At 44.7% G+C, this 13506-nt stretch carries 10 protein-coding genes; 5 read left to right on the top strand and 5 right to left on the bottom strand.

All coding sequences use genetic code 11. The features are described 5' to 3' along the window. Nucleotides 1-22 precede the first annotated feature (22 nt). Nucleotides 23-853, top strand: coding sequence for an ABC transporter permease (locus ACPUEY_RS11400; RefSeq protein ID WP_425122163.1), 831 nt, complete (start codon nt 23-25; stop codon nt 851-853). 214 nt (nt 854-1067) lie between these two features. Here ACPUEY_RS11400 and ACPUEY_RS11395 read toward each other — a convergent pair whose 3' ends face one another. After that, complete coding sequence (locus tag ACPUEY_RS11395) at nt 1068-2156, bottom strand: sigma-54 interaction domain-containing protein (RefSeq protein ID WP_425122162.1); 1089 nt, start codon at nt 2154-2156, stop codon at nt 1068-1070. Nucleotides 2157-2385: 229 nt separating this feature from the next. On the opposite strand from ACPUEY_RS11395, the gene ACPUEY_RS11390 reads away from it, so the two are divergent. Both ACPUEY_RS11390 and ACPUEY_RS11385 read left to right on the top strand, forming a co-directional pair. Continuing rightward, the gene (locus tag ACPUEY_RS11390; protein ID WP_086176493.1) at nt 2386-2601 is read left to right on the top strand and encodes a TOBE domain-containing protein; all 216 of its coding nucleotides are present in this window, start codon (nt 2386-2388) and stop codon (nt 2599-2601) included. 37 nt (nt 2602-2638) lie between these two features. Then, entirely contained in the window at nt 2639-3466 is an 828-nt protein-coding gene (locus tag ACPUEY_RS11385) for an ABC transporter ATP-binding protein (RefSeq protein ID WP_425122161.1), read from the top strand. Between the two features lie 111 nt (nt 3467-3577). On the opposite strand, the gene ACPUEY_RS11380 is transcribed toward ACPUEY_RS11385, so the two are convergent. From ACPUEY_RS11380 to ACPUEY_RS11365, 4 genes are all read right to left on the bottom strand, one after another. Then, nucleotides 3578-4942 (bottom strand): LLM class flavin-dependent oxidoreductase, encoded by a 1365-nt coding sequence (locus tag ACPUEY_RS11380; protein WP_425122160.1) that lies wholly within the window; start codon nt 4940-4942, stop codon nt 3578-3580. 252 nt (nt 4943-5194) lie between these two features. After that, the gene (locus tag ACPUEY_RS11375; protein WP_425122159.1) at nt 5195-6565 is read right to left on the bottom strand and encodes an LLM class flavin-dependent oxidoreductase; all 1371 of its coding nucleotides are present in this window, start codon (nt 6563-6565) and stop codon (nt 5195-5197) included. 162 nt (nt 6566-6727) lie between these two features. Next, nucleotides 6728-8095, bottom strand: a complete 1368-nt coding sequence (locus ACPUEY_RS11370; protein ID WP_425122158.1) for an MATE family efflux transporter — start codon at nt 8093-8095, stop codon at nt 6728-6730. Between the two features lie 117 nt (nt 8096-8212). Then, the gene (locus ACPUEY_RS11365) at nt 8213-9367 is read right to left on the bottom strand and encodes a methionine aminotransferase (protein ID WP_261182623.1); all 1155 of its coding nucleotides are present in this window, start codon (nt 9365-9367) and stop codon (nt 8213-8215) included. Between the two features lie 223 nt (nt 9368-9590). Here ACPUEY_RS11365 and ACPUEY_RS11360 point away from each other — a divergent pair, with 223 nt between their 5' ends. Both ACPUEY_RS11360 and ACPUEY_RS11355 read left to right on the top strand, forming a co-directional pair. Next, on the top strand, nt 9591-12455 hold the full coding sequence (locus tag ACPUEY_RS11360; RefSeq protein ID WP_425122180.1) for a type VI secretion system Vgr family protein: 2865 nt from the start codon (nt 9591-9593) through the stop codon (nt 12453-12455). After that, complete coding sequence (locus tag ACPUEY_RS11355; RefSeq protein WP_425122157.1) at nt 12455-13402, top strand: hypothetical protein; 948 nt, start codon at nt 12455-12457, stop codon at nt 13400-13402. Before ACPUEY_RS11360 ends, ACPUEY_RS11355 begins: the two co-directional genes overlap by 1 nt. Nucleotides 13403-13506 lie beyond the last annotated feature (104 nt).

Raw genomic sequence — 13506 nt, 5'->3', positions numbered from 1 at the left:
ATAAAATTGAGGAATATTCATCATGCCATCGACTCAACAGGCTATTTCACATAGCCCGACCTATAGCCCGTCAAAACCACGTCTGGAACTCAGCTGGCTGAACACCATTTTTAAGCGCAGTATCGCCATCCTATTATTTTTATTGCTTTGGGAAATATTACCCCGAACAGGTGTGGTCAGCCCGGCATTTTTACCGCCATTATCCACTGTGTTGGAAACGGCCTGGCAGCTCTATCAAAACGGTCAATTGGGCACGCATTTCTTTGCCAGTATTCAGCGTTCAATCATTGGTTTTGCTCTGGCCTTAGCCATTGCCATTCCACTGGGTTTGGTGATCGGCTGGTATAAACTGGTGGCAGAAACCCTCAATCCATTACTGGAACTGTTCCGTAATACTACAGCCTTGGCTTTAATGCCTTTATTTATCCTGTTTCTGGGTATTGGTGAAGCATCCAAAATCAGCTTACTGGTTTATGCCTGCACCTGGCCGATTCTTTTAAACACCATTACCGGCGTGCAAACGGTCGATCCGCTCTTGATTAAATCGGCACGAACCATGGGTTTAAAACCGCATCAACTGTTCCGCAAAGTGATTTTACCTGCTTCTGTTCCTACGATTTTTGTCGGCATCCGGCTGGCGGGTGCGATCTCGATCCTGGCTTTGGTGGCAGTGGAAATGTTCGGGGCCAAAGCGGGTCTGGGTTATCTGATTATGTATTCACAATTCAGTTTTGAAATTCCGCAAATGTTTGTCGGTATTTTGGTGATTACTCTGGTCGGTCTATCGTTTAACTATATTTTAATTGGTCTGGAAAAATACTTTACGTCCTGGAAACGTAATCCCGTAGAATAATCAAAAAATAAAAAGCATAAAATGGAATTCTTTCATAATTGTTCATACCCTCATTATTTTTCTCCCATAGGGGGGATAAAGGGGATTTATAAAATAAAGGGAATTTATAAAAGAAGTCTAATAAAAAACCTCGATAAATAAATCGAGGTTTTTTATTAACTGGTTAAAATTTAAATAGCAAAATAAAAGCAGAATAAAATAAATGAGTGGATATTTATAATAAACCATATTTAATTAACCGGGTGCGAATGACATTACGGGTCACGCCTAATAATTTGGCCGTATGTACCTGGTTGTACTGACAATACTCATAGGCACTGCGAATAAATTTTTCTTCTATCAGCTCATTGATATTGGCCTGCTTAAACTGTTCCGAAGACTGAAAAATACGCTGAAATGTCTGTTCCAAAAGTTGTCCTGCATCCTGAAGATCCTTAATCGTTCCATTCACCGCAGAAATTGAAGCAAAGCTAAAAGGTTCAGCTTTCTGGGCAGCCGACTGAATACTGGAAAACGTAATATCTTCCGGTTCAATCACGCCATTTTTACTGACTAAAACGGCATGGTGAATGGTGTTTTCCAGCTCGCGGATATTGCCGGGCCAGGGGTGCAAACTCAGTTTCTTAAGCGCCAGTTGGCTGAGGCGCAATGGGGTCGCATGCGGGTCGGTCTGGTAGACCTGAATAAAGTGTTTGGCTAGTGGCAGAATGTCATCGCGACGCTCTGAAAGCCTTGGAATTTTGAGTAAGGCCACATGCAGGCGATAGAATAAATCCTCCCTGAAACGTCCGTCCTGCACGGCTTTTTCCAGATCGACATTGGTCGCGGCAATAATGCGCACATTGATCGGAATCGGCTTGAGTGAACCGATGCGCACAATCTCGCGTTCCTGTAACACCCGTAATAATTTGACCTGCATCGACAGCGATAAATCGCCAATTTCATCCAGAAACAGGGTGCCATTATGCGCCGCTTCAAACCAGCCTACGCGGGTATGGATGGCACCGGTAAAAGCGCCTTTTTCGTGTCCAAAAAGTTCACTTTCCACCAGTGATTCTGTGAAAGCGCCACAGTTCACCGCCACAAACGGGCCTTTGGCGCGATGGCTGAGCTGATGAATTTGCCGGGCGACCAGTTCTTTGCCTGTACCGGTGTCGCCAATAATCAACGCATTGGCTTCACTTGGCGCAATCTGTTCAATACGGGCAAGCAGCGCCTGTGATAAAGGGTCTTCAAATACCGTCGCCGTTGCACGCTTATGCTTCAGGGCAGAGGGTACATTGGGGTGGGTTAAAATAGACATGAGATTCTTATACTTGTTGAAAATGTTGATCATCATGAAATATTTAAAATGGAATGATAAATAATATATCGGTATTTGATTATCGCTTTCAGATATAAATTAAAGCTGGGATTATTTATCTTTTAAAAAGATAAAAAAAATAGGGATAACTAAAGGATAAATCAAGATAAAGCAAATCAATAATCTGTTTTATATTAGAGATCTCTAAATAACAAAAGGCATAAATAAAATGGCAATTACTTCAGTAAATGTACGTAACCAGTTTAAAGGCATTATTCAAGAAGTATTAGAAGGTGACGTGGTTTCAGAAATAAATGTGGAAACCAAAGCCGGTCTGTTCACTTCAATTATCAGTACCCGTTCAGTCAAGGACCTGGACCTTAAAGTCGGTTCTGAAGTGGTGGTGTTGATCAAGTCGACGGAAGTGTCCCTGGCGAAGCTTTAATTCGCCATTGCCTCAAGCTTTACAGGAGAATTGAGAGATGACACAGCAAGCAACCGGCCATGTATCTATTCAGCAGCTCAGGAAAACCTATCCCACACAAAACAATGACGCTTTAACCGTGCTGGAGGATATCAATCTGGACATCCAGCCGGGTGAGTTCATTAGTATTGTCGGCAGCAGTGGCTGCGGCAAGTCCACACTGTTACGCCTATTGGTGGGACTGGAAAACAGCTATCAGGGCCAGATTCTGGTGGATGGCAAAAAGATTTTTGGTACCAGTTTACAACGCGGGATCGTGTTTCAGGACCATCGCCTTTTTCCCTGGTTAAGCGTACGTGAAAATGTACGTATTGCACTGCATCAGAGTAAGCTGACACGGGCTGAAGAAGACCAGCTGATTGATGAACATCTGCAATTGGTCAATCTGACCAGTTTTGCCAATGCCTATCCATCCCAGCTTTCAGGCGGCATGAACCAGCGTGTGGCGATTGCCCGCAGTCTGGTGAACCGGCCGGAAATTTTATTTCTGGATGAGCCTTTTGGCGCACTTGATGCCTTAACCCGTCAGAACCTGCAGGACGAATTACAGCGGATTTGGCAGGCAGAAAAAATCACCATGGTGATTGTGACCCATGACGTAGAAGAAGCGGTATTTTTAGGGGATCGCGTGGTGGTGATGCAACCCCATCCGGGCCGGATTAAGCGTATTGTTGATGTCCCTGTTGCCCATCCGCGTAAACGTGAAGATGTCCGTTTGCATAATATTAAAAATGACATTTTGACGGATTTTAGCGATCCATTAAAAGACCAGTTACACCGCAATAAACAGGCAGCGAAATTTTCTGATTATCAATTTGCCTGGTAATCTTTTTTTAGTGTGATCCGAAAGCCTGCGTAAAGTGGGTTTTTTTATGTCGATTTAAAAGGATCAGACATAAAAAATCCCTCACGAATGAGGGATATTTAACTGTTTAAATTAAGACGCTTTGATTTGCTGAAGTGCCAGCACATACTGGTTTTCAGGGCGTTTCAAACCTAAGTTTTCGCGTAAGGTTTTGCCTTCATATTCGGTACGGAACAGGCCGCGGCGTTGCAGTTCGGGGACTACCAAATCCACAAAGTCATCCAGGCTGGCTGGCGTGGTTGGCGGCAAAATGTTAAAGCCATCCGCTGCTTGATTTTCAAACCAGGCCTGTAATTCATCGACCACTTGCTCTGGGGTGCCAATAATGGTCCAGTGACCCCGTGCACTTGCCACCCATTGATAAAGCTGGCGAATGGTAAAATTATTTTTACGTGCAATCTCCAGAATCAGCTGGTTGCGGCTAGCCCCATTCTCTATTTGTCCAATATGTTCAGGTAATGGCTGATCCAGGTCAAACTGTGACAGGTCTTCGGTGAAACCGCCCAGTTGCTGGATTAAAGACAGCCCCAAAGCCGGATGAATATAGCTGTTCAGCTCATCATATTTGGCCCGCGCTTCTTCCTCGGTTTTGCCGACAAAGATAGATACGCCCGGCATAATCTTCAGGTCATCCGCATGACGGCCGTATTTGGCCAAACGGCCTTTCACATCCTGGTAGAACGCTTGGGCATCTTCAAGTTTTTGCTGGGCCGTGAAAATCACTTCCGCAAATTTTGCTGCCAGTTCACGACCATCTTCCGATTGACCCGCCTGAACAATCACAGGATAACCTTGGGGTGGACGTGCCACATTCAATCCACCATGTACCGCAAGATGCTTGCCTTTAAAACGCGGTGGGTGGATTTTCTTGCCATCAAAGAATTGTCCTGTTTCTTTATTATATTCAAAGGCATCATCTTCCCAGGTATCCCAAAGTTTTTGTGCCACCTGGATAAATTCATCGGCACGTTCATAACGCTCTTTCGGGTGTGGAGCATCGTTTAAACCAAAATTTTTAGCCACAGGGATGCCCGCAGTCGTGACCACATTCCAGGCAGCACGGCCTTCGGATAAATGATCGAGTGAAGCAAACTTGCGTGCCAGGTTATAAGGCTCTTCATAAGTGGTCGATGCTGTAGCGATAAAGCCTATATGCTTGGTCACAGCTGCCAGGGCAGAAAACAGGGAAACAGGCTCAAGCCCCGCAGAAAAACCGCCGGTTAAACCCAGGTTCGGTGTGGTCTCCGGATCGACGGTCACGGGAACATCCGCCAGGAAATAGGCGTCAAATAAGCCGCGTTCAGCCGTTTTGGCCAGTTCTATAAAATAGTTTAAGTTGTGACTGTCTTGTGGACGAGCTTGCGGATGGCGCCAGCCGGCAACATGTTGTGATGTTCCGGGTACAAAAGCCCCTAAGCGTATTTGACGTTTTGACATGTGAAAACCTGTTCTATGTGGTTGGGTATGGTTTTATCTAGTTCAAAGAGCGTGCCAAGAAAATAAGTATTAAAAATCATATATTTAATAGTTTTTGTTTAATTTATTGTTGTTATATCAACAGCTTGGCTGTTGTTGTGTTGTCATGTATTCAGCTTAAAATTTGCATTGAATATGCTGAAGATGAAAAAGGCATAATTTTTTTATGGGTATAAAACACATGCTCCAAGCGGAACATGTGTTTCAGGTCAATCAAGACGCTTTGCTTGCCTGTCTGGCAAGGACATACTGATTTTCAGGACGTTTTAAGCCCAGATTTTCACGCAAAGTAGTTCCTTCATATGCGGTACGGAACAGGCCACGGCTTTGAAGTTCTGGCACAATCAAATTCACAAAATCGTTCAGGCCGGCAGGGGTAGACGGCGGCAAGACATTGAAGCCATCTGCGGCTTCATTTTCAAACCACTGCTGTAATTGATCGACCACTTGTTCAGGTGTACCAATGAGTGTCCAGTGACCGCGTGCCGAGGCAATATATTCATACAGCTGGCGAATGCTAAAGTTATGCTTGCGTGCAATATCAATCATCATCTGCTGACGGCTAGAGAAGTTGATGTCGGCTTCTTCCAGTTGCGGGAAGGGGGCATCCAGGTCAAATTTTGAAAGATCAATATGGCCTGCCAAACCGGAAAGTAAGCCTAGGCCAACATCCGGGTGAATCAGGCTGTTTAATAACTGGTATTTTTCCTGGGCTTCCTGTTCAGTTCTTGCCACAAAAACCGATACGCCCGGCATGATTTTTAAGTCATCTGGATGGCGACTGTATTTCAACAGACGGCTTTTCACATCGCGATAGAACTCTTGGGCGTCTTCCAAAGTCTGCTGTGCGGTGAAAATGACTTCGGCATATTTTGCTGCCAGTTCGCGGCCATCTTCCGACTGACCGGCTTGCACAATCACCGGGTAACCTTGTGGTGGGCGAGACACATTTAGTGGACCTTGCACGCTGAAATGTTTGCCTGTATGCAGGGGTTCATGCACTTTGTCTGCATCGAAGAATTGACCGCTTTCTTTATCATAAAGAAAAGCATCATCTTCCCAGGAATCCCAAAGCTTTTGTGTCACTTCAATAAACTCATCCGCGCGTTCATAACGGATTTTTGGGTCAGGGTGTTTTTCTAAGCCGAAGTTGCGTGCTGTATCCGCCGAAATGGTGGTGACCACATTCCAGGCAGCACGACCCTTGGAAATATGATCTAAAGAAGCATATTTACGGGCCAAAAGGTAGGGATCTTCATAGGTGGTCGATGCAGTGGCAATAAAACCGATATGTTTTGTCACAGCTGAAATGGCAGCAAACAAGGTCACCGGTTCAAAACCGACCACCTTGTCGCTATAGCCAATACTTTGCTTGCTTTTGGAAGCCCCATGACTCCAATTCACCGACAAACCATCGGCAAGGAAGTAAGCATCAAACAAACCTTTCTCGGCAGTTTTTGCCAGTTCAATCGCATAATCAATGCTTAAATGATGCTGTGGACGTGACTGCGGATGGCGCCAGCCCGCAGCGTGCTGTGAAGTGGTTGGAATAAAAGCACCCAGTTTAATTTGTCGTTTAGCCATGCTGATCCCTTGTGATTATCGTTCATTTTTCACAGGTTTATAACAAGGAACAGCAGGCTTGAAAAATACGATAAAATTAAATCCTTATCACCTATATGGGATAAGAGCATTAATCCTATTTCTAAAGCATTCTGGCAAATTCTTTTTGAATCAGTAAGCAGTTTAAATGAGGGCGGTTACAGTCTTTTTCTTCCACACAAATTGGTAATACAGCCCTTGCATGATGCACAAGATGACGAAAGCCAAAGCATAGGCATACCAGATCCCTTGTAAACCCCACCATCGGCTGAACAGGTAGGCACAGGGCACTTCAATCAATAGAATCGCGGCGATATTAATCAGCATGGGTAGGGTCACGGTGCCACTGGCTCGCATGATGGAAGCAAAAATGGCACTGGCCCCAAAAAACAGGATGGACCACAGCACGATAAACAATAATTGCTGCCCCAGAACCACCACCGTCGGGTCGGTGATAAACAGCGCCATCAGGTATTTGGAGAACAGATAAGCCAAAGCCACTAATCCGCCGGTAATGACAATATTCATCCCGAGTGCGGTACGCGTAACCTTGTTGAGCAGATCCGACTTTCCTGCACCAATGGTCTGTGCTGCAAAAATGGAAGCGGCAATTGAAATGGACAGGGCAGGAAATTGAATGTAGTTCAGTACCTGATTGACTGCCCCATAGGCCGCGGTTGCATGTGAACCATAACGGTTGACCAGCCCGACAATGACCAGTCCGGCAACCGAAGTGGTCACCATCTGCACCCCGGTAGGAATACTCAGACGCAGAATAATTCTACTCAGTTCTGGGTGATGGCGAATATGGCTGAGCAAATGACGGTCAGGCTTGAGCGGATGATCCTTTTTATTCAGATACATGGCCAAAAACACCAGTACCGCCAGATAACCGACAGCGGTCGCAATTGCCGGAGCAATAATGCCCATTTTCGGAAAGCCAAAATAGCCTGCAATCAGCACAGGCGTAACGAGCACACCAATCAGAATAGTCATGCCAGAAGCAATTAGCGGGGTGGTACTGTCACCGACGCCACGTAAAATGGAGGTGTAAATAATATAAATAAATAATAAGGGGCTACCAGCCATCATCCACTGTACAAAAGGCAACGACAGGTGCATGACATCAGGCGCTGTACCCAGAGCCAGTAAAATATGCTTGGCAAAAAGCACCCCCAACAGCGCAATCATACTGCCGCCAGTTAAGGTCATAAAGAGGGTAGACCCCACCACATAGCGCACTTTTTCAATATTTTGCGCTCCCCAGGCCTGCCCAACCAATACCGTTGCTCCTGAGGAAAGTCCAATCACAAAAGCCAGCAGGCAGAACAAAATCGGAAAGAATACAGCCACCGCTGCAATGGCCTTCACCCCCATCATTTGCCCGACAAAAATGGTATTAATGGTTCCTGACAGGTTTTGCAAAATATTGGTCGCAATCAAGGGCAACAGAAAAACTAAAAATGTTTTCCAGAGTTTCTGCTGGCTGACCAGAGGTTGATGATGGGGCATGGAACATCCTGTAATTTTTTTATATCTTTTGGTTCTATTGCTAACCCTACCTGAGTTAGCTTAAACAAGCCTTAGTTTTTCGGTAATCAAGGCGGAATTTGATTGCAAATGATGCATTTAAACAGCCGATAAAATGGCGGTTGCCTGCTCTAAAGTTTCATCTTTTTTGGCAAAACAGAAGCGGATTAAACGTAAATTTTCCGGTGCCTGCTGATAAAACACCGATATGGGAATGGCAACAATGCCATGCTGTTCGGCCAAGAACTTACACATCTCGACATCATCCAGATCGGGGCGGATGGCACTGTAATTCAGGTTCTGGAAATATGTCCCTTGTGAAGGGGTAAAATGAAAGCGCGAATTTCGCAGGCCTGAATTAAACAGGTCACGTTTATCCTGATAAAACTCTGCAAGTCCCTCAATATGCTCCGGATGCTGCTGCATAAACGTGGCCAGCGCCATCTGTACCGGTGTCACGCCGCAGAAACTGGCAAACTGATACACTTGTCTGAATATTTTCGTCAGTTCAGGCGAGGCAATGCAATATCCGGTTTTCCAGCCGGTCACGTGAAAGGTTTTACCAAATGAACCGATTACTATGCTGCGGTCGCGAAGTTCCGGAAAGGACAAGGCTGAATAATGCTTCTGACCGTCATAAATCAGGTGTTCATAAACTTCGTCGGATAGGACAATGATATTTTTATCCCGAATCAGTTCAATTAAAGTTAACCAATCCTGACGTGACCAGATGGCACCGCTTGGATTGTGCGGGGTATTCACAATGATCATCCGGGTCCGGTCATTGATGGCATCTTTTACCCGGTTCCAGTCCACTGAAAATTGTGGGGCTGTCAGGGAAATGTGAACGGCCTTACCCCCCACCAGTTTCACGCTGGGACCATAACTGTCATAACAGGGGTCGAAAATAATCACTTCATCTTCGGCATGGATCAGCGCCTGAATGGCAACAAAAATGGCAATCGTGGCTCCAGGCGTGATGGTGATTTCAGTAATGGGGTCAATCACCAGTTGATCGCGTTTTAAAAATTGCTGGGCCACCTGTTCACGCAGCGAAATCAAGCCATCACTGGGTGCATATTGATTGAAACCATCCATTGTTGCCTGGCTTAAGGCTTGGAGTAGGGCCGGTGGCGCGGCAAAGTCGGGAAAACCTTGAGAGAGATTTAAGGCATTCAGGCGATGCGCCATGGCGGTCATTACGCTGAAAATGGTGACACCCTGTGCCGGTAGTTTGGAATGAATCTCAATCATGACCCGAGCTCTTCAATATTCTTATGCTTTTCAGTGTAACAGCAAGCGTCTCGCAGCAGAATAAAGCAATGGCTTTAATCTCTGCACATTTTTATCTAATTTCATTCATTTAACAGAATTGCGCTGATGGATAAAATTAACAAAAAACCTACTGGACTAAAAAAACAACATTTTCTAGAATGCGTCTCAAATTAAAATAACCCTATAACAATAATAAATCATGATGTTAAAGAATATTCACATGCTGATGGACAGTATGGGCTTAAGTTTGCAAAAGCGCGCCCTGCATATCCAGTTTTCCAATGAATTGCTGAATGCTCAGGTCTTTATTCAACGCATTGAAGGACAACATCGCATCAATCAGGGCTTAAAAGCTGAACTGATGTGCCTGTCGACGCATGCCCATATTGCGCTCAAACAATTTATTGGCGGGCAGGTGGCTGTGGACCAGGTGACGGATACCGGTGAATTGTCCCGGATGACGGGCGTGATTACTGCTGCCAGCCAGGGCCAAAGCGATGGTGCACTGACCCTGTATAAACTGACCCTTGAAGATGCGACGGCACTGTGGCACAAGCGCCGTAATAGTCGTGTGTTTATCAACAAAAGTGTGCGCGATATCAGTGAAATCCTGTTTAAGGAATGGCAAGGCAAAAGTCGCCTGTTTGCAGCCAGCCTCAGTTTAAATATGCAAGGTCTGAGCCGAGACTATGATGTGCGTCCTTTTATGATGCAGGCCAATGAAACCGATTATGAATTTTTAACCCGGCTGTGGCGTAGTGAAGGCATCAATTGGCTGATTGATGAAGCCGAGCATGTCGTTGCCAGCTCGGCAGCAGGCATTCAGGCGCAAAAATTATGTTTGATTGATGAAAACCATGAATTTACTGCCTTAAAAAGAAGATCGGTGCGCTTTCATCGCAGCCATGCCACGGAGGCTTTTGACAGCATTACCGGCTTTATTGCCGAACGGTCCTTGCAGTCGACTGCCGTACAGGTACAGCGCTGGCAAGCCCAGACCTTATCGCAAGATCAAAGTCATTCTTTGCTTAGCCATCATCAACATAGTGAATTGCAAGACAATGAAACTTTAAGTCTGGAACAGGTCTGGAACATGAGTCCTGCATGGACAGCAGATTTAACCGGTGCGGATCAGGCCACCACTGCGGGCAGTCCGCAATTGGGAAAACTGAATCGGCAACTGAGCCAGTACCAGGACTTGCAGGCCAAATATTTCACTGCGCAGAGTAGCGTGCGTGATGCCCATGTCGGTTACTGGTTTGAATTGCTGGATCATCCTGAAATTGACCGGCATTCAGGTTCAGACAAGGAATTCTTGATTTTAGGCAAGGCTTTCTATAATCAGAATAATTTGCCGAAAGACATCCATCGGCAAGTGGATAGCCTGGTAAGTTTAAGCCGTTGGCAACCGTCGGGAGAGGAACGGCAGGGGAATGAGCTGTATCTGGTGCGACGCAATATTGCTGTGCTGCCTGAATATCATCCCCTAAATCACAGGCCGGTTGCCTATCCGCAACGAGCCAGAGTGGTCGGTCCGGAAGGTGAAAGCATTTATGTGGATCAGTGGGGAAGAATCAAAGTCCGCTTTATGTTTACCCGTAGCGAAGATCATGCACATGATGGCGGAGCTGGCAGCAATGACAACGACAGCGATTCGGCCTGGGTCGATGTGCTGACCCCTTGGGCAGGTGAAGGTTATGGTGCACGTTTTCATCCGCGGATCGGTGAAATTGTGGTGATTGACTTCTTTGAAGGGGACGTGGACCGGCCTTTTGTGGTAGGACGGATTCATGAGGCGGAACGCCATCAGAGCAAGTTTGATCGCAAGGGGCAGTTACCGGACACGAAAAAGCTCAGCGGCATCCGCTCGCAAGAGGTGGATGGAAACGGTTTTAACCAGCTGCGTTTTGATGACAGCACTGGACAGATCAGTACCCAATTGCAAAGCAGCCATGGCGCAAGTCAGCTGAATTTGGGGCATCTCAGCCATCCCAAAGCTGCCGAGACTAGTGAGGGCCGTGGAGAAGGCTTTGAGCTAAGAACGGATCAATGGGGCGCTGTTCGGGCGGGTGAAGGTCTGCTCATTTCCACACATAAACAAGATAGCGCGACAGGTCATCATTTGGATGTGAATCAGGCTAAACGTCAGCTTGAAAATAGTTTCAATCATTCAAAAAGCTTAAGTGATGTGGCGAAAAATCAGCAAACGGATGCACTTACCGTTTTAGACAATTTAAAGCACTTTCTGGAGCAGATGGAACATAGGGATGAAGCGAAAGCAAATGCTTTTAAGCAGGCCTTGATGATTCTTGCTGCGCCAAACTCCATCGCCTGTATAAGCAATCAAGATTTACATTTCTCGGCAGATGGACAGATCAGCCAAACTGCCGGAGATGCGATTAATTTCTCAACGCAAAAATCATTCATTAGCCATGCTCAAGGCAAGATCAGCCTGTTTGCAGCACAGCAGGGGGTGAGGGCATATGCTGCGAAAGGCAAAGTCGAGCTGCAGGCACAGGATGATGCCATTGAAGTCATAGCCCGTAAGGTTGTTAAGCTGATTTCGACCGAAGATAAAATTGAGCTTATCAGCCCAAAAGAGATTGTACTGACAGCGGGTGGTTCACAGTTAAAGATTAATGCAGAAGGTATTTTTACGACTACCGGTGGCAAGTTTGAAAGTAAGGCAGGGCAGCATAGTTTTGTGGGAGGGGGTAAAGTGCCGACACCTCAGGTAAGTTTACCAATGCTTGAAACGCCTTATAGCAATCAAATTGATTATATCTGGAACCAACCTTCTATGGGTGAAAAGGAAATTTTTATTGTTGATCAATCAGATGGAAAATTAATTAAAAATATTAAAAATGAGCTGGATAGTGAAAAAAATATGAGTTCCTTCAGGTTCTATACGCCACAACAAGCAGAATTTACCGCCTTGGGATTTAACTCTTTAAATACTTATTTAAGTCAGGATATATCAAACGATAATTTTGATGAGCTGATAGAAGAAACAGAAGAGGAAATTTTAGAAGACGATGAAGTTTACACAGAAGAGGATTTTGATTAATGAGTAGTTTGGTCACGATTATTTCTAAATTCTATGATAAATCCGGTCAACGAGTCATCAACCTAAATGTAAAGTCCCGTTATCATGGCTCAATCAGAGAAAACCAGCAAAAAACAGATAAAAAGGGTTTTTTCATCTTTCAGGCTTCTGCTAACAGAACAATCGAAATTTTAGCTAAACCACCGAATGCTAAAGAATATACAGTTTTTAAAATGATGAATTCATCTGTAAACTCATCTGCCAGTCATCCGGTAAAAGTCTATTTACCCAAAACGATTGAAGAGTATCGACAAGAAAATATAAAAACTCCTCAGAGGAAAACCGTAAAGAATTTTTTTAAGGTGGTCGATCGTCATGGGAAAGTGATGAGCAACTTTCCTATACAATCGCGTCCTAAAGGAAAAAAGTCTTTTGAACGTTCTACGGATGAAGAAGGACTTGTAGAAATAGAATCTTCTCCAAATCGGGACATCGAAGTTTTAGTCCTGACATCGGGTGATACATTTATTTTAAAAAAATCTGTAAATTCTGGTAGTGGTTCTAAACAGCCAATACTTATTCAATTAGATGAACCTTACGATAACTTTAAAAGTTCATCGACGATCACTTTGCTAGATAGAAATGACAATAAATATATTGTAGAAAAAACCAATGTTGAAATATTGGCTTTAGAGGGTAAAGAAAAAAATATAATCACCACTTCAAATGGAAAAATTCAAGTTCGTGGTCATATTGGAAAATGGTTGAAGATAACAGTATATAAGCCTGATGGCACTCCGCTCAAATCGGTAAATTATTTGCCAAAAAGAATAAATGAAAGTTCAGTTAAGTTGCATTTAGATGTGGATGTAACAATTGGTAGAACAGCGAAAAATGAACCGAATATTACTAAGCAGATAAGAGAAAATATACTTATAACTATGAATCAAATGCAAAAAATTGAATAGCCACCAAAATTCTAGACACACCTAACCATCTTTTGATGGGCCTTTTCATAATCTAATGGAGAACGCTGACCATTGGAACCATGTCTGCGTTTTGAATTGTAGAA

The sequence above is a fragment of the Acinetobacter sp. G11 genome (genome assembly GCF_049808495.1).
GTDB lineage: Bacteria > Pseudomonadota > Gammaproteobacteria > Pseudomonadales > Moraxellaceae > Acinetobacter > Acinetobacter kookii.
The sequence above is the reverse complement of the archived record's forward strand: the minus strand, read 5'-3'. Positions and strand labels throughout refer to the sequence as shown.